The sequence below is a fragment of the Wolbachia endosymbiont (group A) of Therophilus tumidulus genome (genome assembly GCF_964277345.1).
GTDB lineage: Bacteria > Pseudomonadota > Alphaproteobacteria > Rickettsiales > Anaplasmataceae > Wolbachia > Wolbachia pipientis.
In genome coordinates, this window is sequence record NZ_OZ195515.1 from 428,797 (window position 1) to 454,824 (window position 26,028).

Genomic DNA, 26,028 nt, shown 5'->3' on the forward strand with positions numbered 1-26,028 from the left:
TTTCTTTAGAAGTTCTTTTATGGAATTATAGTGTTAGGTGATAAAAATAAAGAGATGAATATAGGTAGAGCGATTAAGGTAACTCAAGCAGTTGTTGATATAAAATTTGAAGGTGAATTGCCTAAAATATTTAATGCTTTAAAAAGCAAACTAAAATATAAGGATAAGGAGCTGGTTTTAGAAGTTTCGCAGCATATAGGTGACAATATAGTTCGTTGTATTGCTATGGATAGCACAGATGGCATGTCAAGGGGGGATGAATTTGTTGATACAGGTGCACCAATATCGGTGCCAATTGGGCGTTCAACTTTAGGAAGGATTTTTAATGTTGTTGGAGAGCTTATAGATGAGTGTGGTCCACTGAAGGGAAAGTATAACTTAGAGCCTATACACAGAGCACCTCCAAGTTTTACTGAACAGAGAATACAGGAAGAAGTTTTAGTTACGGGAATAAAAGTTATAGATCTTCTTGCACCTTATCTTAAAGGAGGAAAAATTGGCTTATTTGGTGGAGCCGGTGTTGGTAAAACAGTCCTAATAATGGAATTAATTAATAATATAGCAAAAGCTCATAAAGGATTTTCTGTGTTTGCCGGGGTAGGGGAGAGAACGCGTGAAGGTAACGATCTTTATCACGAGATGATCACTTCAAATGTAATAAATATAAATGAGCATGAAAAATCTCAAGCTGTTTTGGTTTATGGTCAGATGAATGAGCCTCCTGGAGCAAGGGCTAGAGTTGCTTTAACAGCACTTACTATGGCAGAGTATTTTCGTGACCGTGAAAACCAAGATGTTCTATTTTTTGTGGATAATATCTTTAGATTTACACAAGCTGGTTCTGAAATTTCTGCTTTACTTGGAAGAATACCGTCAGCTGTTGGTTATCAGCCAACCCTTGCAACTGATATGGGTGCAATGCAAGAAAGAATAGCTTCAACAACTTCTGGCTCTATTACTTCTGTGCAAGCTATATATGTTCCTGCGGACGATTTGACTGATCCAGCCCCAGCAACTACATTCTCTCACCTTGATGCAACCACAGTGTTGTCAAGGCAAATAGCTGAAATGGGAATATACCCTGCTGTTGATCCACTTGATTCAACTTCTCAGTCTTTATCTGCTGAAATCATTGGTGAAGAACATTATAATGTAGCTTCTGAGGTGAAACGTATATTGCAAACTTATAAATCACTGCAAGATATTATCGCAATACTTGGTATGGATGAGCTATCTGATGAAGATAAAATTATTGTTGATAGGGCTCGTAAGATTCAGAAATTTCTTTCTCAACCTTTTCACGTTGCAGAAATATTTACTGGCATGCCTGGTAAATTTGTTTCACTTTCTGATACTGTTTCCAGTTTTAAAGGGATTGTTGAAGGCAAATATGATCACTTACCAGAGGCTGCTTTTTATATGGTGGGGAATATAGATGAAGCAATAAAAAAGGCTGAATTAATAAAAGCTGAAGCTAAATAAAAGTTAAAGATTATGAATACTTTTAAAGTGCAATTTTTCTCTCCTGATGATCAAATTTCATTCAGTGGAGTGGTTTCTCTTTCAGTAACTGGGCTCGAAGGGGAGCTTATGATTTTAGCTCACCATGCTCCTTACTTAATTTATTTATTGCCTGGTATGATTACTGTTAAAATGAGTAACCAAACAGAAAAGAAGGTTGTAATTGATAGTGGCGTATTAGAAGTTGCAAATAATAATTGTAGCATTATAACAAGTCAAATTCAGGTTTTTGATCGTGCAATTCATGATGAGAAATCGTTTAAAAATAAGAGAATTAGTATATATTTAAGTTATCTTGATGAGAAGTTTCTTTCTTAGTTATTTTAGGCAAAAAGTCAATTATCATTCAAGTGGCTATAAGATTTTTGCTCAGGGGGCTCTTTTTTGTCATCCCAGAAACCCCGGGGTGTCATCCCAGTGTCGGAGTACTTTAGGTGTATGATCCCAGAGTGTGATGGTATGGGACCATACACCTAATCAAATAAAAATTAAAGAAGGAGAGTTGGTTGTAACGGTTGGAGATAACGACTTTGTTTTACCTGGAATTTACGTTGGATAAACTACAAAAAATAACAGGTAAAAATCAACGTAAATTTAAGATAAATCGATTTTATTAGTATTATCAAATCAAAATCTGTTTTTAATTAATCAATAATACTTTTTTACATATTTTCATCCCCTTTCATGGATTTTTTAATTTTATAGATGATATCTAATATTATTAGAAGCATTGTAAAATATCTTATGAGAAAAGTTATAAAATATATTAGCATTATTGGTATTGCATGTTTAGTATTGTTATTTTTTATATCTAATGTGGAAACACGCGTAAAAACACAGGAAGAACAATTATTCCTAGCTGTAGAAGATGGTAATGCACAAGAAGTAAAACTATTACTCAAAAATGGTGCAGACCCAAATTGACCTTACCCAGAAAAAGTAGAGAGAAAGTTAAGACGTTTTTATCATGAGAATAAATTGTGCAGGAATGCAATAGTTAATAGTAGAATGTCTACGTTATTTGTTATAAAAGATTTCTATGTATTCAAATATGGCAGTTCTGGTTTGTTGAGCGAGAAGTATCAATAAGCAGCTCCCTTTTAAGTGAACTTTTCTGCAACAGAGTTATCGTAACAACAGCCCTTATGGCTCATGCTGGAAATGATGTTTTTTGTATTCAATAGAAATTGGTAATTTTGAGAGGTATACTGTGACCCTTGATCGCTATGTAACAGCAGATTTTTATCGGGTTTGCGTTTATCAACGGCCATCAATAAAGAATCTATAACTAATTATCATGTTACTCATTAACCACCATGCGTGAATATAGGTCAATTATTGCCGCCAACAACCTTCTTTAGTTTTTATGTAGGTAATCCCAAACTTTATTTGGCTGATCAGTAGTAAAATTTTGATCCAATGTGTTCGGAGCCACAACTCGGTTGCTTATTTGCTGTTTTTTATTTTTGAACCTTCGTCTAAACTTGGCTTTAATGCCATTTTCTTGCATAACACTTTGTACTGTTTTAATTTTTGCCTAAAGCTTTTAATTCAGCGTGAATTTTAGGGGCTCCATATCTGCATTTAGAAGCTTGATTATTTTTTGAATATCTGCTAGAAGCCCTTCTTTTGCTAATTCTTTACTGCTTTTTTCCTTAGCAACCAATACCACCAGTACAAAACCCTACATAGTTCCTGTGTTTTATAGCAATTTCTATATAAAAGAATACTTTACTCTTTTTCTTTGCCCAGGGCTTTTTTTAAGATGTCTCTTTCTCTTGTTAGTTCTTTTTTTAGATCAAATCTTTCTTTGTTATAAGGAGCCTTTGCCTGGAAATGCGTATGCTCCAGACATTTTTCCATCATATTTTCTTACTTAACATACTGCCATCTATACCTAGATCTTTTGCTATTTTTGTACTTGCTTGACCTGTTTCTTTAACCAGCTTAACAGCTTCTAATTTGAATTCTGCTGTATATTCTCTTCTATTTGTCATATTTTGAAAAAACGTTTTATTTTACTCCAAAAACGTCTTAACTTTCTCTCTACTTTTTCTGGGTAAGGTCAATTTACCGCCGCGGCGCTAACTAGTAGCGGGATGACGGGTTACCAAATTGTAGAAGTTGCTTTAGCTATAAATTCAAGTTTTATCAATGTCTTGTGTTGTTACCCAAATAATGGTTGTGCAAGCGCTTAATTTTTTGATCAAAAAGGAACAAGTTTAGTAAAAAATAATGATATTATTAGTGGAACATAAAACAGTCCCACTGCAGTACTGATTAGAAGCAACAGAGTAGCTTTATCTGGTTGATAATTCAAAATATTAGCAAGTATTATACTGGACCCAGAAACTGGAATAATAGCCAGCAACATCAGTGCTTTATATATGCTCTCATCGTATATACCTATAACATGCTTGTCTAAAAGGACAATTCCTAAAACAAACAGTGGCCAGAATACGTACTTTGCTGTAATAGTGATCAAAGCAAGCTTCCAATCTATTTTAAAGCTTGCAATATTCGCAATGCTCACTCCAAGTAGCACCATTCCTAATGTGACAAATGTACTTCTAATATTCATCATAACATCTGTTAAAAAAGTAGGTATTTGTATATCGTATATACTTAAAAAGAAGCCCAGAACCATCGCATAAAGCGAAGGAAGTTTGAACAACTTTAATATGCATTCTTTTGCGGTATAAATACCATTTGCAGCTATGTAAAATCCTAAGCTGTTTTCAAATAGCGCCATTCCTATATAACAAACAACATATACAGATACTGAATCTTCATCAAATAAAGCCATGGCAATCGGCAGGCCAAAATAACCCATACTTGTGCTGCCCGAGCTAAATGCTAATATGTTTCTTGTGTTATCCTTAAATAAAAAAGAAGAAAGATAATACACTGATAAGGACATAGTGCTACCTATAAACCATATCAAAATCGGCAGAGAAATTACTTTTAAGTTAACTTCTGTATGAGAGACTCCATATAAAATCACTATTGGATTAGCTATATAAAAAAGTATTTGAGATATAGTGTTTCTATCAATTTTAAGATATTTTCCTGCTAAGTAACCAATAAATATTGTAATATAAATAGGTAATATTTTGAGAAAAAGAGTAAGGAACATACTAGCCTATTGTAATATTTTTGATTGATAAAGTGACATTAGATCTTAAGGTGTTGTAAAAGTAAACAAAATTTATTTTCCAATTTATCCAGCTCATAGTTAATTAAATTAGTGCCAAAATTTGTTTTTACATAGGACTTAAGAATGACATTTGTATGATAAAATTATGTTAAGTTTCTGTAAAGCTTCTTGCATATTTTTGAATAATGACATATTTACTAAAAATTAAACTGCTTGTAGTAATTTAGACGGACTGTTGAAAAAGTAAGAGGAAATAAGTAAAGTTAGGACAGAGAGTAAGAGCTTTAACATAGTTGTCATATTTTTCTTTAATTAACCCTAGTGTCCAATTTATCCACCATTCCTTCACATGAGGTGTTTCTAACCATTTTAATAACAGTAAAAAATGTTTTCTTTCAACGCTTTAAATGTGATATTTTTATTCATTAATTAAAAATCTCAAATGTTACTACCATTTCTGTTAATCCTGTCTCTCATTGCCAAGTTCATTGAAATTGACATTTCCGTACCTAGTTTTCCTGATATGGTGCACTATTTTAACGTACCGGAAGGCATAATTCAATTAACTATTGCTTATAATTTCCTAGGCTTTTGCATAGGAGGGTTGTTTTTTGGTCCATTGTCTGAATGCTATGGCAGAAGGAGAATTATGATCATAGGTAACACTTTGTTATTAATCGGTGCTGTTGGTTGTGTTTTTGCACCGTCGATTTTTTGGCTTTTAATCTCTCGCTTTGTTCAGGGCATTGGTGTTAGCACATCTGTAGTTGTGTTTGCAATCGTTGCAGACAGCTACAAAGGCGACGAAGCGGTGAAATTTATTGGAATCATGAATTCTGTTCTTACAGTTGTCATGGCAATTGCGCCAGTGTTAGGCAGTTTCATCAATGAAATTGTAGGATGGCGTGGTAATTATGCAACTGTTGCAATACTTTGTTTGATCTCTTGGGTTTTGCTGCTTTTAGCGTTACCAGAAACAAAAAAGAACCGCGATATTTTCAGTTTGAAAAAAACGATGAAAGATTACAGAAAACTACTATCTAATCTGAGGTTTGTTACGTTGTCTTTGATGTCAAGCCTCTTTTCTGCTGCGTATATGTCATTCATTACTTGTGGACCTTTTCTGTATATGAAGACTTTTGGTTTATCTAGCACTATTTATGCACTACATCAAGGTGCAATAGTTGGGTGCTTCTCACTCATCAGTCTATTTGCTGGCAAAATCTTGCAGAAACTTGGAGCAATAAAGTGTGTAATTTCTGGTACGAGCGTGGGTGCTATTGGGTCTCTATTGCTTGTAATATTCAGTATAATTGTACCCCACTCTTTCTACTTAGTAACACTGTCTATGATTATTTTTTCTATCGGTTGTGCAATTTTCCAGCCAGTGATTTTTAATGCATCAATAAATGTTTTCCCTGAAATTAAAGGCACAGCTTCTTCTGCAGTCTCGTTCATTAGAGCTTTTATCATGGCTATTTTTATCGGCTTAACAAGCTACATTTACAATGGTCAAACAATTAGTGTAGCTGTTCTTGTTCTATCCGCGGTAGTACTAGAACTTATTTTTACTGTCTATCTATTGCGTTTAAAAGATCCTATGTAATTAATAAAGATATTCCATTGTAGGCTGCTAACTTTCCCCGGCCAATCTTTCTGCTTCATTACGTGAGATTAGTGCCTCAATAAATTCATCTAGTTCACCTTCTTTTATAATCTGCTCTAGCCGATGTGAAGTTAGATTAATTCTGTGGTCTGTTATTCTTGATTGTGGAAAATTATATGTTCTTATGCGCTCGGAACGATCCCCAGAGCCAATCTGACTTTTCCTCATTGTTGACCTTTCCATTTCTTTTTTTTGTCTTTCAATTTCGTATAGCCTTGCCCTCAATACTTTGAGCGCTTTAGCTTTATTTTTATGCTGCGATTTTTCATCTTGCTGTATCACAACTATCCCTGTTGGCAAGTGGGTGACCCTTACTGCGCTGTCAGTTGTATTCACTGATTGCCCTCCAGGACCACTGGATCTATAAACATCTATTCGTAAGTCTTTTTCTTCTATTTTAAAGTCAACTTCTTCTACTTCAGGTAATATCGCAACAGTAGCGGCAGAGGTATGCAACCTTCCTGAAGATTCAGTTTCTGGCACTCTCTGTACTCTGTGCACTCCTGATTCAAATTTCAACCTTGCAAAAACTTCTGTTCCATTAATGAGTGCAGAAGCTTCCTTATATCCACCTATACCTGTATTAGAAATGCTTATTGGCTCGAACTTCCAATTTCTTCTTTCTGCATATTTTTGATACATACGAAATAACATTGCTGCAAATAATGCTGCTTCTTCTCCGCCTGTACCTGCTCTAATTTCTAATATTGCATTTCTTGAGTCATCTTCATCTTTGGGCAATAATGCTAACTTTAATTTTGCTTTTATTTTTGGTAATAATACCTTGTGCTTTTCGAAAAATTCTTCTTTTGCTAACTCTTTTATATCACCTTCGCTGTTTTCATCTTTCATTATTTCTTCTAAGTCTGAAATTTCCTCTTTCAGCGTGTTATATTCATCAATTATCTTGATTATTGGCCTGAGCTCAGAGTATTCCTTTGAAAGGGTAATGAATTCTTTTTGACTTAAATTGGTAGGATTTTCCAAATTCCTCTCTATATCATTAAATTTTTTCTTTAAGTCTTGTAAATTATTTTCCATATCCATATAGCACAGATCTAGCTAAGTAATATATACTGAAATAAAAAATTTCTTATATCAAGCAATAACACTATAATATACCTACTACCTTCTAGTTGAATATAATGGCAAAACAGATAACATCAAACTGCAATTTCATATTTGGAGCTTCGGACATAAAATCATTACCAAATGAGTCGGCTCCAGAGATTGCGTTTGCTGGTAGATCAAATGTAGGAAAATCCAGTCTGATCAACTTACTGATAAACAGCAAAAAAGCTGCCAGAGTTTCCTCTAAACCTGGATGCACTAGACAAATAAATTTTTACTCTATGTACGATGATAAGTTCAGACTTGTTGATCTACCAGGGTATGGCTACTCTCATGCAGGCAAGGAGGAAATTATACAATATTTAAACTTAATTGAGTATTATCTAATTCAAAGAGAAAATCTAAGAAGAGTGTTTGTGTTGATAGATAGCAAGGTAGGATTAAAAGAAATAGACAAAGACTTCATTTATTGGTTAATATATAATAACATTAACTTTAACATTGTGCTAACAAAAATAGATAAAGTAAGTCAAAAAAGCTTAGGTGCTGTTATAGAAGATATTCAAAAATGGATTAATAATGAGAATGTGTCAATTCATCAAATGAGCATCCGTGTTAAGCATAAAATAACCAAGGTAAGAGATGAGTTTTTCAAGTTTACAAGATAAAAAAATGAAGAGTAGTGAATTTTTAAAGGGTGAGGTATCATTTGAACAAAAAGCAGAAATATTACTTGAAGTGCTATCTAACATACCTAGCTTTGTAGGCGAGACTTTTGTCATTAAATGCGGTGGTACAATAATCTTAGATGAAACACTATTTAATACTTTTGTGCATAATGTTGTCTTGTTGAAGCAGCTTGGTATAAATCCGGTAATAATTCATGACGGAGAATATGAAATTAACTCAGTGTTAAAAATGCTGGATATGAACAGTAAGTTTGTGAATGGTATCAGACTTACAGACAAAGACACTATGAAAATCATTGAAATGGCACTGTGTGGTTCAGTTAATAAAAAAATTGTTCAGTATATAAATTCTGCTGGTGGTTCAGCTATTGGATTATGTGGAAAAGATGGTAACTTAATTAAAGCCGAAAAAATAACCGCTACGCTTAGAGAAGATAGATCAAATAATATCGAAAAGATATTAGACATGGGGTTCATCGGTAGACCCACTGAAATCAATCCTGATATATTATTTTTTATTGAAGAATCAGATTTTATACCAGTTATTGCACCAATTGGTCATGGAAAAGATGGGGAAACATATCATATTGATGCCGATAGCACTGCAAGCGCAATCGCAATCGCAGTTTCTGCATCTAAAATGATAATCTTGAGTGACACAGATGAAGAAATAGATAAAATTGGTGGCAGGAAGATATCTGTTAAAAATTTAAATGCATCGATTGATTGTGGGAAAATTAAAGGGGAAAAATTTATTGAAAGGCTTATGGCATACGTTAAAATGGCGGAGGAATGTGCTGGAGTTGTTCACATAGTTGATGGTAGAATACCTAACATTATGCTTGATTTATTTACTGAGAGTAATTCAAGCATATCGATTGTGAGTGATTTATAGCTATACTGCTTGCAACTACACGAATACCAAGAGGGTGTCATTCAAGTAGCTGACACTGGAATGACAACAATCTACGTCATACCGCGATTCATTCGCGGTATCTCTAGATCCCGCTAACAAGTAGCGGGATGACGGTTGTCAGGGTGTCATCCCAGCGCCCTTATGATGTCATCCCAGTGCCCAGACACTGGGATCCAGAAGACTTAATTTCAACCAAGTGGCTGCATAATAAGGACTAGATTCCAGACTGGAATGACATCATAGAGGCACTGGGATGACAAAAAAAGGAGCACTAAACTTGTCAAGGAATTTTATGGCCTAGCGTCACGCGCTGGAATGACATCATTTACGATGTAACATTTATCACTTTTGCAGATACAATTTACATGCTATAATTGAGTCTTCATAGATGGTAAATTGGAGTGCAAAGAAGTAAAATTAAAGTAGAAATAAAAAGATTATCACACGGAGAAGACTTGTCTCTTCCATGTTATGCAACTACGCAGAGTGCTGGCATGGATCTTTATGCTGCATTGAATGATTCTGCTGTTTTAAATCCACTTGAAAGATTACTTGTTCCAACTGGAATTGTGATTGCAATACCAAACGGTTTTGAGGGGCAAATCCGCCCACGTTCTGGTCTTGCTGCAAAACATGGAATCACTGTCTTAAATTCTCCGGGCACTATAGACTCTGATTATCGAGGTGAAGTTAAAATTTGTCTAATTAATCTAAGTAATCAGCCATACGAAATAAAAAGAGGAGATAGAATCGCACAAATCCTTATTTCTCCTGTATCTCAGGTAATTTGGGATGACAGAGAAGAATTCTGCGCAGAAGAAACCGGTCGCAATGCAGGGGGCTTTGGCTCAAGCGGCAGGTAGCTTACGAAAAAGCTTGACTATGACAGTTCTTTTATACACAATTTAAGCATATTAATATTTTATTAAATGAAGTCGTTTATGCTAACTTTCAAAAATCATTGTGGCCAGCTCCACAAAGCAAACACTGTATTTGTTGCATTTACTGCTATATACGTTATAGGTGGATTAGCAATACTTTCAACACCGCTTTGGAGGCCTTCAACTTGCAAGCTAGCAGCTTTTGCAGCTACACCACTTGGAATGGGCGTTTTAGCATTTGTTGCTGCTGCGCTGACTTATTTAGCAATATATGCTATCAGCAAAAATAACGAAATATCTGAGTTGAAAGCTCTGAAGGTTATTAAGGATGGGTTGCTAGTAACAAAAGACGCATTTAGGGAAATTGCAAGGAATAACCAAGTTAAAGATGAAGAAGGTCAGGTAGAAAAGGATAAACATTATATAGACTTCAGCTTAGAAGGCAAGAACTACCGTATTATTGTTGATATTAATCAGTTTACCAATAAGCTAGGCAATACTTCACTCTTCGAGATAGATTCACTAGAAGTGAAAAACAAAGAAGGTAAGTTCGAGACAGTAGATAAAACAGAATGGAATAAAACATTAGGTTTAGAAAAAGAGGGCGCTAAAGAGGTTAACACTTATTTAGGCTCGCTTATTGTTGAACAAGTTGCTTCTCAACAACAGACAGTATAGCCAAGTGAAATAAAAGAGGTAGATTAAGTCTGCCTCTTTGTTTTTTTTGATTTTTAGTGTTACGCGCATAACTGCATGGATGTTGCGATTCTCAAGGCAACGTATCTGTTTAGATGCATGGCTAATGCTGAAACAAAAATTCCAGTGTTCCCTTTCTTGTCATCCCAGTGCTTGACACATAACTGTACAAACATTCATTTTTGAAGGTAAATTGCACAACAGATAATGTCATTCCAGTGCTCCCTTTCTTGTCATCCAAGTAGCTGACACTGGGATGGCTTTGTTGCATCACACTAGACTTCTTTCGAAACTAGGATAAAGCAGTAAAAATAGTAATTTTGAGGTAAGGAGAAATGAAGTATGAAATAGTGAAAGAGCTCGATAAAGGGGAGTTTCGTCGACTAACAGGAGTAAAGAGATCAACATTTAACAAAATGGTAGGGATTTTATGTGAAGAAAATAAAAAAAAGAAAGCCAAAGGAGGAAGGAAAAATAAGCTAAACGAGGAGAATATGCTGCTCATGGTATTAGAATACTTACGAGAATACCGTACATATTTTCACATAAGTCAAAGTTATGGAGTAAGTGAAAGTACGGCATATAAAACTGTAAAATGGGTAGAGGATACTCTAATACAACACCAAGATTTCGCATTGCCAGGACGAAAAGAACTCCTAAAAAGCGACGTGAAATATGAGATTTTGGTGATTGATGCAACGGAAACACCTGTAGAGAGACCAAAAAAAAGCAGAAAAGATTTTATTCAGGAAAGAAGAAAAAACATACGCTAAAAACACAAATAATTGCAGAAAAGAAGAGCAAGAAAATTATTTGTACGTCATTTTCAAACGGGAGAAAGCATGACTTTCGGCTTTTCAAGGAGTCAAAAGTGCATGTATCAGAAGGTATAAAAGTTTTAGCCGATGCTGGCTATAGAGGTTTTCAGAAAATTCACAAAAATGTCGAGTTGCCACACAGAAGGATGAAAAAGAGTCCCTTAATTAAGGAAAAAAAGGTAGAAAATCGGGAGCTAGCAAGCAAAAGAGTAGTAGTTGAGAATGTAATTGGTCTGTTAAAAAGATTCAAAATTATTGCAGACAGATACCGCAATCGGAGAAAACGTTTTGGCTTGAGATTCAATTTAATAGCAGGAATTCACAATTTTGAGCTGTCTATATGAGTTTCGAAAGAGGTCTACTTTATGAGATGGTGATTTATGGTAAATTCATGTAACTATCTCAAATTTAGCCATACCAATATCAGTGAATTTATTAAGCAAATAGCATTTAGTTCTTTTTCTCGATTTATCTCAGATTTATTCCTAAAACTAAATCCGAATATTTGCTTTAATCTTGAGAAAAACCCTTCAATATAAGATCTTTTCCCATAATTTACTTCTTTTTTCCATTCTTTCATGCCATCTTCACCGTATAATTTTATTAACCTAATAGCAGCATTCCTGTCAGACATATAATCTATTTCTGGATGTTCTGCCGCATTGTTTATTGGTGGAATTTTTGTCTTTATATCATATTCGTTACACAACTTATAAAACTTGTGCCTATCACATGCCCTATCTGCATATAGTACTTTTATGACATACTGAAAATCGACTTCTTTTAGCAAATCACAAGCTCCATAGTGATCAGCCGTTACTGTATTTTACAGCTATGGCTTTTTTGCTGTTTGTATTCAACATTACATGCAATTTTCTTGTCTGTTCATAGCTGCGATACTTTCTATCTTCGCTATTTTCTTTGCTATGACCAGGAGTGTTGTTGTATATACTAATTCCTGTACTGTCTATAGCAATTTCGATATCTTCCATATTATTTTTATCAATTCTGCAATCATTGATCTTAATATTGAGTTTCTTAAACCTTCTTGATGATTGTGAATAGCTGATAACTTGCAAATTTTTCCCAATTTGCTCAAGGTATCCTGCTATAAACCCAACTGTTTGCCTCAGGCCTATTCTAAATAAACAAGTTATTATGTGCACCAAAATTACAACTTTATCGCTATAAATATTGTTGCCACCTGGTATTTTTGGACCATTCTCGTACCACTTTTCTATGGCTTCGTTGATATAATGAAAAATATTTCCTCTTTTTTCTAGAAATTTGTTATATTCGCTATGGTTACTGACCCTCATTTTTTGTGGCATATTTTTTCTTTCAAGGTTAAATGGCTATTTTATAATGAATTTTGTCAGTAGCCACCAGATTTTTTCAGTTGCTATGCAACAAAGCCATTCCAGTGTCAAGCACTGGGATCTGGTAGACAATGTTCATACAGCAGCTACTCGGATGACACCTTGTGCTTGCTGGCTATAATTGCTAAGGATTTTTATTTAATTTAACTGCATCTTTTGCCTTATCCAATAACCCATTAATAAAACCAATTTCGCTTGGTTTATCAAGTAAATCAGATGCAATGTTAGTATATTCATTAATGACAACTGGAACTGGCGTATCACAATTAGCTAACTCACATATTGCAACACGCAAAATAGATAAGCTTATAAGATTTAACCGTGAAAGGGACCAACTTGGGTGTAAATAAGACTCTATTATTTTATCATATTCTTCACTGCTTTTTATAACCTTATATAACAAGTTTTCTAAGAACTGATGTTCAAATTCTTCACATTCAAATATATCTTTCAACTTATTTATGTAGTCCTTAAGCTCACAATTTTCCAGTTTAAAAGTGCTTTTGTTGTAACCTACGAAAATATTTGAATAAGCAATTTGTACAGCAAGAAATCTTGCCGTGCTTCTTTTTATGCGCCACTTTTTATCTACTGGTTTTTCCTCCATTATTTTAATTTATTGTGTAAATCTATCATACGCAAAACAGTTGAGGCTGCATGGCCACCAACGTTCTTTTTGTTTTTATCAGCTCTAACTAGTGCTTTATCTTTGCTGTCAGCGGTAATTACACCCATACCAAGGGGTATTGCATAATGCATAACAACCTCATTTAAGCCTTCAATTACTCCTTTACAAACATATTGATAATGATCGGTTTCACCGCGAATTACGCACCCAAGAGCTAAATAACCATCATAATTAGTATGCCCACTCTTGACTGCAAAAAGAATTGTAGCTGGTATCTCAAATGTACCAGGAACCTCAACTACATCGTAACTGGCATTACTGCCTTTTAATTTATCAATTGCACCTTCAAGCAAAAGGTTCGCTATTTCAGTATAATAAATCGAATTAACTATTAGTATTCTCGACATTTACTACCACTTTTTTTGTTAAAAACAACTTTATTAATGACTGTTGAATTAGAGTTATAATATTACTAAATATCCAATATATTACCAGGCCGGCAGGAAAAGAAGAAAAAATAAAGACAGAAATGTAAGGTAAAAACTTCATAACATTTACTTGAATATCATCTTTACTGGTTTGATCTTTCTCACTTAGCTTCTGCTGAATTATCATGGTGGCACCGAAAATTATAGGTAAAATGCCTATAGAAATAGGAAAGTTATAATTAAACAACCCAAATAATGTAAAGATGTTCGTTTGGTCAGGAGCTGAAAGATCCTTAATCCATAAAAAAAAAGGAGCATGCCTCATCTCTATAGTAACAAATAATACTTTATATAGAGCAAAAAATACCGGTATTTGTATTAGCATGGGAAAAATGCTCGACATTGGATTTACGTTGTTTCTCTTAAACAATGCAATTGTCTCTTTACGCTGCTTTAAGCTGTCATTTTTATACAACTCTTTTATACGAGTTAATTCAGGCTGCAGGCTTTTTACCTTAAACATCGAAATATATGATCTATTAAATAAGGAAAGCATCAAAAGTTTGATTACTAAAGTCAGCAATAATATTGCTAAGCCAAAATTTTTTAAAACGAAGTTAAAATATTCAAGCAGTAAAAACACTGGTTTAGTTATAAAGTAAAGAACACCAAAATCTACAGCTTTATCAAACAGGGGTATATTGAGAGTGTCCTTATAAGAATCCAGTAAATTCAACTTTTTTGCTCCAGCAAAAAAATAATTCACATTAGAAACGCTTGCACCAGGAAGTATGCTCTTGTAAGGTTTGACAAAATCTACTTGGAATTTATCAGTATTATTAACGTTTGTGTGTTTAATGCTTACATTTATTTTATCAGATTTTTCAGGTATGATGGCTGTGAGCCAGTATTTATCAGCAAAACCAAACCAATTTTTTTCACTCGTGCTTGCTTTTATTAAATGTTTTTTGGAAATATCCTTATATGTCCACTCCTCTAGTTTATTATCAAATGCACCCAGTACTCCTTCATGGGATATCCAATAAGATTCGTTGATATTGTCACGTTTACGGTTAATTTTACCATAAGGAACCAAAACTACATTATCCTTTGTATTATTTTCAACAACTTGCTCAACTTTAAACATGTAATTATCGTCGAGGTTAATTTTCATTCTAAATAAAATGCCATTCTCATTGTCCCAAGATAAATTGACCTCTTTTTGATTAAGTTTATCTGCTCGCCAGACTGCTTTAGAATCTGGAACTTTAATCTTGTTACTCGGATCGAGCCACCCAAATTCTGCAAAATATACATCTTTTGATTCTGCAGGTGACAGTAACACCACTTGTGGAGAAGAAGAACTCGGTTCTAAGTGGTAATTAGTTAAAATTAAGTCATCAAACCTTGCACCTTTCAGAGAAATTGATCCTTTAATCATGTTATTGGTTAAACTAACCCTCTGTTCTCGAGTAGAATTAATAATTTCAGAACGATTTTGGTATATTATAGGAGCAAGGTCGTTAAAAGATTCGATATGTTCAATATTTTCAATCAATGGCTGGTTTTGGTTTGTACTAAAAAAATTATCATAAATAATACGCCAAGACACCATGATTAACATGGAAAGGATAGCTGCCAAAATTAAACTTTTTGCTTCTGACATGAAATTAAATCAAACATATCTTCTTAAAGTGTATACTAAATATTGTACTAAAACAATGAAATTTACTTATTTTTAATAATAACTTTTAACGCTGATCTTTAAAATTTATTTTAATAGCTTCAAATTTTAACAATATGAACGCGGTGAAAAATCTAGTTATTTGGTTGCTAATAATAGCCACTACTGCAATGCTTATTGATTCACAAAGGGACAAACTAAGCGACAGATTTCTCAGTACTTTTTTACCATATAAAGGAAGAATTCAAAATAGCGGTCAGAATAGTGGAAGTATTGAATTTACGAAGTCATATGATGGACACTTTTATATTCAGGCTCAAGTCAATGATCGCAATATAACGTTTTTGCTTGATACTGGAGCAACCGATATTGTTCTATCACAAAAAGACGCATTACATGTTGGTATTAACTTACAAAATGTTCAGGATTTTAAAATATATGAAACTGCGAAAGGTCAAATAAAAGCTGGAGTGGTTCAAATACCTCAAGTTAAAATAGGAAATTTTTTGATTAATGATGTACAGGCAAGCGTTAACACTCATTCTATGTCTCATTCACTACTTGGAATGAGCTTTTTAAGGTATTTTCATTTCACTATAAGAGATAATAAGTTGATATTATACCGCGACTAAACACTTCTACAATCTACTTATCAAAGCTCTGTAGGTCAATATAGGAGCAGAAATAAATATTGCAGAACAAGTGCCAATCAAAATACCAAAAAAAATGATCAAGCTGAAGTCTCTCACTGCATCTGTGCAGATTAATACCAAAGGAAGAGCAGCAAGAAGGGTTGTACCAGAAGTTAATATAGTGCGAAATAATGTAGCGTTGATACTTGCATCTACTACCTCACTCATCCGCCCACTTTTACCACTCCTGCGATACTCTCGAATCCGATCATATATAATTACTGAGTTATTGATTGAATAACCAATGACAGTAAGGAGAGCTGCAACTGATGAAATATTAAACTCAATGCCAGTTAGGCTAATAAAACCAACAGTTAAAATCACGTCATGAATCAGTGCTGTTATTCCACTGAATCCACATTGCCAATTAAATCTAAACCAAACGTAAAAAAATATTCCAACAATCGCGATCAACATGGATAACATTCCTTCAAATATTTGTGTTGAGCTTATTTGTGGGCCAACATAGTCTATTTTACGATAGCTTATTGAGCTCCCCAGCTTTTCTTCTAGTATGCTTTTTATCTTTTTGATTTTATCTTCATCTCCTTCATCTTTAAAACGCATGACTAAATTATCACCCGCTTTTGAACTCTGCACTGTAAAACCATTTTCTTTTAATGCATCGAGAATAGAGTGATTCTCATCTGAAGATTTTATCTCTATCAAAATTCCGCCTGCAAAGTCTATGCCTAAGTTCACTCCACGCAGCACAACAGTGAATATTGAAAAGATGATAAGAATAATGCTAATTAATGCAGTCAAATCCCTATATTTACTAAACTTGATATCGAGGTTGTCTGGAATGAGTCTAAGTGCCATGCTATTTACTTAAACTTGAATTTTATATACTTTTCAAAAAATTCACTAGTTTATTCTGTGATTGTTTGATTATGTCAATTTTTCCATCAGTTAATTCTTGTCTGTCAATTAAGTTCTATCTAGCTTGCATACTACCATTTTGAAGTACATTACAAAAGCGAAATACTGCCAATTTGGCCCATCATTTTATCTCTGCAAGCTTATCCCCCCCTTGCTATGTTAGCAACGCAACCTAAGCTAGGTTCCTTCATAGCAGTGTTAGGTACACTGCCATATCTTTCAAAACTTTCATGCTCTATAGCTTCCTCAACACTTTTTCCTTCTAAAAGACAGTTTTCCCCTAAACTTTTTCCCCTATTTTTTAACTCATTAAGCCTTGCTCTGTTTTCCCCATCAATCTCCACTTTTATTTTATTGCTGCCTTTCTCACTAGGACTTAGATAAATACTTATCTCTCCTACCTCAGTAGTAAAAGACATTTCAATACCACCTTTTGAGACATCCATGTAATTTCTTTTTCCCCCTATTTCTTCTACATTTTCAACTCTTACTATACTTTCTCCAATTTTGAGTATGCCAACTCTTAAATTTAAGTCTTTGGCTTTTTCATTGTTTAGGATTTCTGCAACTTCAACAATACTATCTTGCGAGTACTCTATACAAAAATATCTATTATCCTTGTCTACTCCTAATACATTTTGAGTCTGCTTGCTTTTGTTTACAATACTTTCATATGCTAAACCTTTTAGCTTGCTTTCAATTTCCTTACATTTCTCAGAAAGACCATCATCAAATCCATTACAAGTAACTATCTGCTCAAACTCATTCCCATCGAAAAAATTATGGCGTTTTACTTTCCCACCTTCTAACAATAAATTACTAACAATGCTTTTGATAATGTCCTCTTCGGACACTTCATTTTTTTTGTTACAGTTTTGATCTTCACTTTCTTTATTACAGTTTTGATCTTCACTTTCTTTATTACAGTTTTGATCTTCACTTTCTTTGTTACAGTTTTGACCTTTACTTTCTTTGTTACAGTTTTTATCTTTACTTTGATAGGGAAAGTTATCAAATACAAAAGTGTTACTTCTGTTACTTATATGACTACCACTAGTAAGATCTTTTATTTCTTCAAATACTGTATTTGTTACAGTTTTGTTACAACAACTACATTTTAAATTTAACATTACTTCTTTTTCTAAGTATTTAGCTACTATGCACTTAATACTTTCTGGAGTATTTTTTATATCTTTTTGTTCATTTTGTTCTGTTATACCTCTCACCTCCCCACAGCATTTATCAATCAGATCCTGTTTACTTTGAGTTAACGACATTTTTAGTTTCATAAAAAGTGAGTCTTTTAGAAAAGGATTATCATCTTCTAGGTCCCGATCATTTTCTGAATCCAAATCATCTGTTAACTCCATTGAATCAAGATTACCTGAACTATAGTACGAACCCTTTTTTGAGTCCGAACTATCTTCTGAGTTCCCATCACTATCTGACCAATTGTCAACTTTCGGAAATTCTGAGCTTTTCTGTTCACCTTCAAAAGTCTGATTACTACCACCAGCGCCCTTTGTCAAATTTTCTTTATTTTCACAAGAACCACCTAAAGAATAGCCTTGACCCTCTTCTTGATCTGAAGCACTTAATTTACTATAAGTTGCTTGACTATAACCATTGAAGTTATAACCTAAACCATTACTACCATGCTGTAAAGGATCGCTTTCAAAAGTTTGTGGATTATCACTTTCACCTAACAAACCACCATTTGTTGGATTACATACATTTTCTGTATATTTTTGATTATTTTGTGCTTCTATTTTCCTCTTCTTGTACAACGGTTCAAACTGATCAATTTCAATCGATCGTACTCGTTTCCTTGAAGGAAAGTCCTCTGGAATCTGATCCTCATCGTCAGAATTGTGACCTGAATCACAAATTACATGATCATTGCAGGTAGAATTATGCTCTTGACTAATCAAGGAAAGCTGAATTAGATTGCTAAAAACAATATTATCTAGCTGTACTGAATCAGTACTTTCAAAAATTTGTGGATTATTACTCACGTCTGGCAAATCACCTGATAAACCAGTCTGATGATTATTTTCACCTACCCAACCATCAGTTGGTGTTGGAATGCATATTCCTGTATATCTTTGGCTATCAAGAGAATCATTAGTTAATTGTACTGCTGTATAAGTTGTCCGGTCATCCTCATCATCGGAACTAATACCTGAATCATGGCCATCACCTTCTTCAATCTTTTGAGTTTCTATATCGTGTTCATTTATTTCGCTCGACGAATCATAGTTGGAAGGGTTATACTGTTGATTAGGACGTTTAAAAATTTGACGCCAATCGCTGTAAGGCTCCTTAAAATCGAAAGGAGTGCGTATAACTTTTTCCTTGCCTGATACCCCACCATTCATATTGTATAACCATTACTCACTAATCCCTTAGTGAATATCGTAATATATAGGTCTGTCAATAAAAAAATATAACTTTCTTTGGTTCCAACCTTTGCAAATCAGTATCTATAGCTCGGTAATTTCTCATACGTTGCACTCTGGACCTAGGAGCGTTGTTAATAAAATCCACGACAGCTAGACAATCCTTGCTCGTCCACTAAAAGGAAAAGCAGCAAGGAGCGAACCAAAAGCGATAAGAAAGGATCCAAGCCAGATTATAGACATTCCAGGTTTATAGTGCACTTTGGCTGCGATTTTGCTCTTACTCTTATCAATCTCTCCAATTACAACATAAATATCAGAAAGCAAATTGTGGTAGATACTGCTTTCAACATTTTTCTGACCTTCCGCAAGGTAAAATCTATATTCAGGAGTTACTTCACCTAATATCTTATTATTCAGCAAATTCCTGATATCCATTGTACCCCTCACTGCATGGAAATTTTTTTCTTTTATTAGCTCAATATTGCGTAAAGTAACTTTAAATTTATTGACTGTTATGCTATCCCCTATTTTTAAGTAATTTTCTTTTTTCTCCTGCCAACCAACTGAATAAGCTATACCAAGCACTAGAATTGCCACTCCAGCATGAGCAAGCATCATTGCATAGTAGGACTTAGAAACTCTTCTTGCTAATAAAATTGATTCACCAAATGCTACCTTAAATAAACGAATTCTTTTACTGTATGCTTCTAAAACAAAGATTAATAATGCTATGGAGATAGTAATTGATAGCACAATTATTAGCTCCATGTGAAAGATAAACGGCAAAATAGCTGCAGCACTGCAGAATGAAAATCTATATTCACGGAATATTGGCAATAGACTATTTCCCTGCCAACTGCAGTATTGCCCGATCATGGTGAGCACTAGAATAGCTAGTGCAATAGAGTTAAATAAAGAATTGTAATATGGTGCTCCAACTGAAATTAATTCACCGGTTAAATACTCAAGCACTGTAGGGTATAAAGTGCCAACGAACACGATGAAAAAGGCAGTGATGAATAATAAATTGTTCATCAGTATCATCGTAAAGCGTGAAAAGAATCTTCTACCCTCTGTCACTTGAGTAGCAAGTTTCTTTCTGGATTCCAGTGTCAAGCATTGGAATGACATCGCAGGCGTGTGATTTTTTCTCGTAAATACTACAAATATTACTAAGCTACTGACTGTAATTACACCAAGTAGAGCTAATATATATAGTCCATATCTTGGGTCATCTGCAAACGTGTGCACTGAGGTAAGTATTCCTGAGCGGACTAGAAATGTTCCAGTCACACTCAATATAAAAGTTGTAAGCGTAAGTAAAATAGCAAAGTTCCTTAAAACATTGAAATTCCGTACCACGAGCAACAAATGTGTCAGCGCTACTGCAATTAGCCACGGCATCAAAGAAACGTTTTCCACTGGATCCCAAAACCAAAATCCACCCCACCCAAGTTCGCGATATGCCCACCAGCTACCCAAGCTGATGCCCAAAGTGAGCAGCGACCAAGAAATAAGTACCCAAGGCCTGACAATTTTAGCCCAAACATTTCCTTCAGTATTTAAAATTAATCCAGCTATAGAGAGCGAAAAAGGAACGCTAAATCCAAGGTACCCCAAATATAATATCGGTGGATGAATAGCAAGGCCTATATCCTGCAATATCGGATTAAAACCCAATCCATCTGTTTCAATGCCTGGCATTTTAGTGAAGGGGCTGGATTCAATTAAAGTGAACAGCAAAAAACAAAAGCAAATCAGCCCATGAGTGATAAGAGATATTTTTTTTAATTTACTACCATTAGTTCGTTCTGGTGTCATTCCAGTGCTTGACACTGGAATCCAGTTTTTATTACACTGCCATTTGATGTACTCATTTGCAATTAAATTGTCTGGATCCCAGTGTCTGGGCACTGGGATGACAGAAGAAGAGACTGGGATGACAGAGGGGGAAACTGGGATGACAGAAGGTATATAAATATCCATTAGTAATAAATACATGACAAGCACTAAGGTCCAAAGCAACATGGACCCTTCTTTGTTTCCCCAAACACCACAAATCTTGTAGATCAAAGGTTTTGTTGTGTGTGAGTGGTAGTATACGTTTTCAAGTGAAAAATCATTTGTAATGTGGCAGTAGATCAAAATAGCCATTGACGCTGATACACAAAAAAATATGGCAGTGGTAATAAACCGACAAGAACTAAGCGGTAAAAACAAATATGTCAAAGACAATAAGCAGGCTAGCAATAGCAATATATTCCCAAGTTCAGGCATAAAAAATTATAGTTTTTATATAAACAATATTACTGATGACAAGTTAGAAGTTAAAGTGTTAATTGATGCTAGCATAATGCTCCCGTAGTTAGCTGTGCTAGTATTAATTAAAAATTAAATATTAAATCTTTATACTTTTATAGATAGCGTTAATATTGAGGTAACATTGTGGGTACAACTAAGATTAGTAAATTTCCATTCAATATAAAAGGTAAAGTGGCAAAACAACATGCCGAACCAATAATCGAAAAAAATCTCTATACTATTTTAGGATTCAAAGATATAGAAGATTTTGAAAATAAGACAAGTAAACTTGTTAATAAAAAAGTTTGGCAATCATTTGTTGACTGCTTTGCAAAAGAAATAGATTATGCAGCAACCGAAGAAGTTGTAAAAAACATCGTTTGTAACATTGCAAAGAGTGATCAAGGTAATGCTTTTACCAAAACTGAACATCTCATATTAAATGAAAAGCAAGATAATAAAAAGAGAGAAAAAGCGATTAGAAAAGCTATTAGTATTTTGAGAAAAATCAATCCAGAAAAAGCCTTTAATGAACTTTCAGTAATAAAAAAACAAGCTGAAGATTTTTTACAAACCGATTTTTGTAAAGCACAGAGTAAATCACTTCAAGGATTTGCTCCCTCTGGTGGACAGCTCTTTGCGGAAACTCTGAAATATATAGAAACACTAGAAAGATTATCCGAAGTAAAAAAAGAAGGGCTAGTTAGAGATTTCTTGTTAAATCATGTTAGTTTATTGAATAAAAAGTATCCTAAATCACAAGGTAAAAGGGAAGATGCTATAACAATACTATCAAGTGATGAGTTGAAGAATTTTTACAATAAAGGTGTAAAAGAAGGAATGTTACAACCAATGGCATCTTACAAAGGATGCAGAAACCTGTATGACAAAATGAACCAGATAAAAAATGAATCCAAAAGTATAATTAAAAGAGAAGAACGGGAAGAAAATTTAAAGAAAATAGATAAGTCGATAATCAGCGCAATTAATGACATAAAAAAACATAGAGAAGCAATCCTTAACTGTAAAGACTTTCAAAATTCTTACATAAAAGAGAAAAAAGAACATCCATTTAGAGGCAACGCATGTCAAAAAATGATTGATATATATCAAGAGAGAATTGTTGGATATCAGGAGAAAATTCGTCAAAACTTAAACCAAATAAAAGCGATATTAAAAAGTGCGCCGCAAGAAATGGATGATGTGGAAGAATTCGAGGAAATAATTGATGATATACATGAAGCAAAGCAGTGTGATGAAATTTTTGATTCAGCTTTAATTTGTTTATCGAACATACAGAATGAGCTAGATATTCAGCTGGAAAATCCTTCAACAGAACTCAGAGCTTCACACATTAACGTTAAAACTGAGCTAACTAGGTTATAAGAACCAAATCTTTAGGATAATGAAAGCACTTTAATTCAAGACAGCTCTTAGTCTGTGTTTTAATTTGGTTGTGTTTTATTAAAAAAACTTTAGATTTATTTTATAATCGATACTCAAATATAATGACTCAAACTTGGGATTTGTTGCAAACAGGGCAAAAGGAAGGCTATAAAATTGCGTATACTAATGCTCGTATTATCGACCCGGAAACTAAACTTGATATAAAAGGTTCATTATTGACTGAAGGGGATAAAATTGTTGACTTTGGTGAATCATTATTTTCAACAAGTGGAGTTGATGAAACAATAGACTGTAAAGGGCTTGTTCTAATGCCAGGCCTTATTGACATTCACGTACATTTTCGTGAACCAGGCCAGGAACATAAAGAAACTATATATACAGGCAGCAAATCTGCAGCTGCGGGGGGAGTTACAACTGTAGTTTGTCAGCCAAACACTGTTCCAGCAATTGATAGCGTTATTTTGGCTAAATATTTGAAATATAGAGCACTTGAAACTTCACATGTAAACGTTGAATTTTACGCTAAAATCACCACTTCGGAAGAACACCTGACTGAAATGGCACTTTTAAAGGAAGCAGGTGCGGTTGGGTTCACCGATGATGGCATGCCAGTTATGAACCCAATGATTATGAGACAGGCGCTGCTTTATTCAAGTATGCTGAATGTTCCTATTGCTCAACATGCAGAAGATTTAAATTTATCTGCTGGTGGCGCAATCAACGAAGGTAAAATTTCTGAAGAATTGGGAGTAAAGGGGATCTTGAGTGCGTCAGAATCGGTTATGGTAAATCGTGATATACTGCTAATGAAGGATATGGAAAATGTGCACTACCATATTCTACATGTCTCTTCAAAAGATTCACTTGATGCTATTAAACGTGCAAAAGATTTGGGATTAAATGTTACGTGCGAAGTAACCCCTCATCACTTCACTTTGACTGAAGATATAGTAAAACAACATGGAGCAATTGCAAAAATGAATCCGCCGCTTCGCACTGAAGAAGATCGTTTAGCTATGGTTGAAGGTTTAAAGACAGGTGTGATTGATTGCATTGCAACTGATCACGCTCCGCATGATCGTAGTTCTAAAGATCTACCACTTGAAAATGCTGCATTTGGTATTGTTGGTCTTGAAACAATGCTGCCCCTTTCACTTGAACTCTATCACAGTGGGCAAATGGGTCTACTTGATGTGCTTGCAAAATTGACATATAAGCCTGCAGATATAATACACATACCACGTGGTCGTATACAAAAAAACCTTGCTGCAGACTTAATTTTAGTTGACCTCAATCATGAATGGGAAATTAAAACTGACAACTTTGCTAGTAAATCAAAGAATTCTCCTTTCGATGGTCGCAAAGTAAAAGGACACGTAGTACGTACTGTTGTGTCCGGCAAAACTATATACTCGCAGAAGAGTTAGTTATCATATCTTATCTATTCCAATTTGTTATCACCAGAATGGGCTAAGTGCACCTAAATTTAAATTAAGAAATCTTACACTGTCTCCGAATAAACACATCCTCTTATCTTTCCCTAATCTGTAAAGTTATTTTGTCTATCAATCTGATTCCAAAACAGCAAAATTATTGTATAATGTTACTTTGAAGTTTTATTTTCAATGCACAAGTTTGCAATACTTTTTTCTATACTGCTTGCAATAGTTGCTTACTACCTAAACAATGAAATCATATTTGAAATAGCAAAGCTATTTAGTGATATCTTTATCAGCTTGCTCAAATTAATAAGCTTACCTCTGGTTTTTTTATCCATAGTTTCCACAATTTCCGGGCTCAAAGACTCAATTGAAATCAAAGTCTTAGTTAAGAAAACACTATTTTATACTCTGCTTACAACTATTATAGCTGCGTTTGTTGCATTATCGTTTTATTTGTTAATAGATCCAGCAAGAAAAAATTTCATAAGTAATACAATAGGGAGTATTAACAGCAATAACCACAGTTATTTTTCATATTTAAAATCACTCATTCCTTCTAATTTTGTGCAAGTTTTTCTTGAAAATAATATGATTGGTAGCATATTAATCGCTTTTTTGATGGGTGGAGCTATTGTTTCACTTTCAAAAGAAAAGCAGGATATATTATATCAAGTATTCTCTGCACTTTTTGATACGCTACTTAAAATTGCTCAAGGGTTATTAAAATTTATTCCGCTTGCTGTTTGGTCTTTTATTACATGTTTTTTGCATGAATTAAAAGGCGGTAGTGAGTTCTACAATCTTTTATGGTATTTTGTTTGCATAATGTCTGCAAATTTTGTGCAGGCATTTCTGATTTTACCGCTATTTATGTGGTATAAAGGCATATCACCAATTCAAACGCTGAAAGGGGTTATGCCAGCACTCACACTTGCGTTTTTTTCTAAATCATCCAGTGCAACATTGCCAACAACTATAGAATGTGTGCAGAACAAGCTAAAGGTGCCAAAGAAATTATCGTCTTTTATTTTACCAATATGCACAACAATTAACATGAATGCATGTGCTGCATTTATACTAATCACTGTAATGTTTGTTGCAGAAATGAACGGATACGTATTTTCCTTAAGCGAAATGTTGATATGGATTTTTTTAGCTACAGGGGCTGCAATTGGTAACGCTGGAGTGCCGATGGGGTGCTATTTTATGGCAACCAGTTATCTCATGTCGATGAATGTTCCTCTGCATATTATGGGACTGATTTTGCCTATTTATACAATCATCGATATGTTTGAAACTGCAATAAATGTGTGGTCTGATGTTTGTATCACTCAGATAATTAATAAAGAATGTAATAGTGAAACTTAA

29 protein-coding genes are annotated in these 26,028 nt (G+C 34.2%); 14 read left to right on the forward strand and 15 right to left on the reverse strand.

Features of this window, described 5'->3' with window-relative positions:
- The first annotated feature begins 54 nt into the window (after window positions 1-54).
- The 3 genes from atpD to ACICQD_RS02315 all read left to right on the forward strand — a co-directional run bounded on the left by atpD (window position 55) and on the right by ACICQD_RS02315 (window position 2,445).
- Window positions 55-1,482, forward strand: a complete 1,428-nt coding sequence (atpD, locus tag ACICQD_RS02305) for a F0F1 ATP synthase subunit beta (RefSeq protein ID WP_395461814.1) — start codon at window positions 55-57, stop codon at window positions 1,480-1,482.
- A 12-nt stretch (window positions 1,483-1,494) separates the two neighbouring features.
- Entirely contained in the window at window positions 1,495-1,839 is a 345-nt protein-coding gene (locus tag ACICQD_RS02310; protein ID WP_006279902.1) for a F0F1 ATP synthase subunit epsilon, read from the forward strand.
- 426 nt (window positions 1,840-2,265) lie between these two features.
- Entirely contained in the window at window positions 2,266-2,445 is a 180-nt protein-coding gene (locus ACICQD_RS02315) for an ankyrin repeat domain-containing protein (protein ID WP_223823054.1), read from the forward strand.
- Between the two features lie 176 nt (window positions 2,446-2,621).
- Here ACICQD_RS02315 and ACICQD_RS02320 read toward each other — a convergent pair whose 3' ends face one another.
- The 5 genes from ACICQD_RS02320 to ACICQD_RS02340 form a co-directional block, all read right to left on the reverse strand.
- Window positions 2,622-2,807, reverse strand: coding sequence for a DDE-type integrase/transposase/recombinase (locus ACICQD_RS02320; RefSeq protein ID WP_338062968.1), 186 nt, complete (start codon window positions 2,805-2,807; stop codon window positions 2,622-2,624).
- Between the two features lie 71 nt (window positions 2,808-2,878).
- Window positions 2,879-3,031, reverse strand: a complete 153-nt coding sequence (locus tag ACICQD_RS02325; RefSeq protein ID WP_022626429.1) for a transposase — start codon at window positions 3,029-3,031, stop codon at window positions 2,879-2,881.
- Between the two features lie 221 nt (window positions 3,032-3,252).
- Window positions 3,253-3,387 (reverse strand): hypothetical protein, encoded by a 135-nt coding sequence (locus ACICQD_RS02330; protein ID WP_007548353.1) that lies wholly within the window; start codon window positions 3,385-3,387, stop codon window positions 3,253-3,255.
- On the reverse strand, window positions 3,384-3,518 hold the full coding sequence (locus ACICQD_RS02335) for an IS3 family transposase (RefSeq protein ID WP_007548354.1): 135 nt from the start codon (window positions 3,516-3,518) through the stop codon (window positions 3,384-3,386). Before ACICQD_RS02335 ends, ACICQD_RS02330 begins: the two co-directional genes overlap by 4 nt.
- A 209-nt stretch (window positions 3,519-3,727) precedes the next feature.
- Window positions 3,728-4,657, reverse strand: coding sequence for an AEC family transporter (locus tag ACICQD_RS02340; protein WP_006279391.1), 930 nt, complete (start codon window positions 4,655-4,657; stop codon window positions 3,728-3,730).
- A 463-nt stretch (window positions 4,658-5,120) separates the two neighbouring features.
- Between ACICQD_RS02340 and ACICQD_RS02345 the strand changes: the two genes are divergently transcribed.
- A complete protein-coding gene (locus ACICQD_RS02345) occupies window positions 5,121-6,284 on the forward strand; it encodes a multidrug effflux MFS transporter (RefSeq protein ID WP_264373848.1) in 1,164 nt (387 codons plus the stop codon).
- A gap of 27 nt (window positions 6,285-6,311) precedes the next feature.
- On the opposite strand, the gene prfA is transcribed toward ACICQD_RS02345, so the two are convergent.
- Window positions 6,312-7,391 carry a peptide chain release factor 1 gene (prfA, locus tag ACICQD_RS02350; protein ID WP_007548640.1) on the reverse strand — a complete coding sequence of 360 codons (1,080 nt, stop codon included), beginning with the start codon at window positions 7,389-7,391 and terminating at the stop codon, window positions 6,312-6,314.
- Window positions 7,392-7,489: 98 nt separating this feature from the next.
- On the opposite strand from prfA, the gene yihA reads away from it, so the two are divergent.
- The 5 genes from yihA (at window position 7,490) to ACICQD_RS02375 (ending at window position 10,579) form a co-directional block, all read left to right on the forward strand.
- Window positions 7,490-8,083: a ribosome biogenesis GTP-binding protein YihA/YsxC gene (yihA, locus tag ACICQD_RS02355; RefSeq protein ID WP_010962460.1), complete on the forward strand. Its 594-nt coding sequence runs from the start codon at window positions 7,490-7,492 to the stop codon at window positions 8,081-8,083.
- Window positions 8,084-8,087: 4 nt separating this feature from the next.
- Window positions 8,088-8,999 (forward strand): acetylglutamate kinase, encoded by a 912-nt coding sequence (gene argB, locus ACICQD_RS02360; RefSeq protein ID WP_209473400.1) that lies wholly within the window; start codon window positions 8,088-8,090, stop codon window positions 8,997-8,999.
- Between the two features lie 143 nt (window positions 9,000-9,142).
- Entirely contained in the window at window positions 9,143-9,238 is a 96-nt protein-coding gene (locus ACICQD_RS02365) for a WPE palindromic element domain-containing protein (protein ID WP_341821742.1), read from the forward strand.
- A gap of 183 nt (window positions 9,239-9,421) precedes the next feature.
- Window positions 9,422-9,883, forward strand: coding sequence for a dUTP diphosphatase (gene dut / locus ACICQD_RS02370; RefSeq protein WP_006279458.1), 462 nt, complete (start codon window positions 9,422-9,424; stop codon window positions 9,881-9,883).
- A 78-nt stretch (window positions 9,884-9,961) separates the two neighbouring features.
- A complete protein-coding gene (locus ACICQD_RS02375) occupies window positions 9,962-10,579 on the forward strand; it encodes a hypothetical protein (protein ID WP_246165642.1) in 618 nt (205 codons plus the stop codon).
- A gap of 121 nt (window positions 10,580-10,700) precedes the next feature.
- Here ACICQD_RS02375 and ACICQD_RS02380 read toward each other — a convergent pair whose 3' ends face one another.
- The gene (locus tag ACICQD_RS02380) at window positions 10,701-10,871 is read right to left on the reverse strand and encodes a hypothetical protein (protein WP_010962456.1); all 171 of its coding nucleotides are present in this window, start codon (window positions 10,869-10,871) and stop codon (window positions 10,701-10,703) included.
- A gap of 61 nt (window positions 10,872-10,932) precedes the next feature.
- Here ACICQD_RS02380 and ACICQD_RS02385 point away from each other — a divergent pair.
- Window positions 10,933-11,759 (forward strand): IS5 family transposase gene (locus ACICQD_RS02385; RefSeq protein WP_395461446.1). Its coding sequence is split into 2 segments (ribosomal slippage): window positions 10,933-11,320 and window positions 11,320-11,759, totalling 828 coding nucleotides; the frame shifts between segments, so codons are not numbered across the junction.
- A 53-nt stretch (window positions 11,760-11,812) separates the two neighbouring features.
- Here ACICQD_RS02385 and ACICQD_RS02390 read toward each other — a convergent pair.
- From ACICQD_RS02390 to yidC, 5 genes are all read right to left on the reverse strand, one after another.
- Window positions 11,813-12,205, reverse strand: coding sequence for a transposase (locus ACICQD_RS02390; protein ID WP_227738618.1), 393 nt, complete (start codon window positions 12,203-12,205; stop codon window positions 11,813-11,815).
- Between the two features lie 19 nt (window positions 12,206-12,224).
- Entirely contained in the window at window positions 12,225-12,746 is a 522-nt protein-coding gene (locus ACICQD_RS02395) for a transposase (protein ID WP_264722959.1), read from the reverse strand.
- A 172-nt stretch (window positions 12,747-12,918) separates the two neighbouring features.
- Window positions 12,919-13,401, reverse strand: a complete 483-nt coding sequence (nusB, locus tag ACICQD_RS02400; RefSeq protein WP_007549265.1) for a transcription antitermination factor NusB — start codon at window positions 13,399-13,401, stop codon at window positions 12,919-12,921.
- The gene (locus ACICQD_RS02405; RefSeq protein ID WP_006279647.1) at window positions 13,401-13,829 is read right to left on the reverse strand and encodes a 6,7-dimethyl-8-ribityllumazine synthase; all 429 of its coding nucleotides are present in this window, start codon (window positions 13,827-13,829) and stop codon (window positions 13,401-13,403) included. The genes nusB and ACICQD_RS02405 overlap by 1 nt, the downstream gene beginning before the upstream one ends.
- Window positions 13,807-15,516: a membrane protein insertase YidC gene (gene yidC, locus ACICQD_RS02410; RefSeq protein WP_395461519.1), complete on the reverse strand. Its 1,710-nt coding sequence runs from the start codon at window positions 15,514-15,516 to the stop codon at window positions 13,807-13,809. The genes ACICQD_RS02405 and yidC overlap by 23 nt, the downstream gene beginning before the upstream one ends.
- Before the next feature lie 134 nt (window positions 15,517-15,650).
- Here yidC and ACICQD_RS02415 point away from each other — a divergent pair, with 134 nt between their 5' ends.
- Entirely contained in the window at window positions 15,651-16,166 is a 516-nt protein-coding gene (locus ACICQD_RS02415) for a TIGR02281 family clan AA aspartic protease (RefSeq protein WP_006279648.1), read from the forward strand.
- Between the two features lie 6 nt (window positions 16,167-16,172).
- On the opposite strand, the gene secF is transcribed toward ACICQD_RS02415, so the two are convergent.
- The 3 genes from secF to ACICQD_RS02430 all read right to left on the reverse strand — a co-directional run bounded on the left by secF (window position 16,173) and on the right by ACICQD_RS02430 (window position 21,787).
- The gene (secF, locus tag ACICQD_RS02420; protein ID WP_010082185.1) at window positions 16,173-17,048 is read right to left on the reverse strand and encodes a protein translocase subunit SecF; all 876 of its coding nucleotides are present in this window, start codon (window positions 17,046-17,048) and stop codon (window positions 16,173-16,175) included.
- Window positions 17,049-17,248: 200 nt separating this feature from the next.
- The gene (locus tag ACICQD_RS02425; RefSeq protein WP_395461520.1) at window positions 17,249-19,486 is read right to left on the reverse strand and encodes a hypothetical protein; all 2,238 of its coding nucleotides are present in this window, start codon (window positions 19,484-19,486) and stop codon (window positions 17,249-17,251) included.
- Between the two features lie 174 nt (window positions 19,487-19,660).
- The gene (locus ACICQD_RS02430) at window positions 19,661-21,787 is read right to left on the reverse strand and encodes a heme lyase CcmF/NrfE family subunit (RefSeq protein ID WP_010962452.1); all 2,127 of its coding nucleotides are present in this window, start codon (window positions 21,785-21,787) and stop codon (window positions 19,661-19,663) included.
- 168 nt (window positions 21,788-21,955) lie between these two features.
- On the opposite strand from ACICQD_RS02430, the gene ACICQD_RS02435 reads away from it, so the two are divergent.
- The 3 genes from ACICQD_RS02435 to ACICQD_RS02445 all read left to right on the forward strand — a co-directional run bounded on the left by ACICQD_RS02435 (window position 21,956) and on the right by ACICQD_RS02445 (window position 26,028).
- The gene (locus ACICQD_RS02435; protein WP_006279654.1) at window positions 21,956-23,197 is read left to right on the forward strand and encodes a hypothetical protein; all 1,242 of its coding nucleotides are present in this window, start codon (window positions 21,956-21,958) and stop codon (window positions 23,195-23,197) included.
- A 122-nt stretch (window positions 23,198-23,319) separates the two neighbouring features.
- On the forward strand, window positions 23,320-24,645 hold the full coding sequence (locus ACICQD_RS02440) for a dihydroorotase (protein WP_022626228.1): 1,326 nt from the start codon (window positions 23,320-23,322) through the stop codon (window positions 24,643-24,645).
- A 198-nt stretch (window positions 24,646-24,843) separates the two neighbouring features.
- On the forward strand, window positions 24,844-26,028 hold the full coding sequence (locus ACICQD_RS02445; protein WP_010082165.1) for a dicarboxylate/amino acid:cation symporter: 1,185 nt from the start codon (window positions 24,844-24,846) through the stop codon (window positions 26,026-26,028).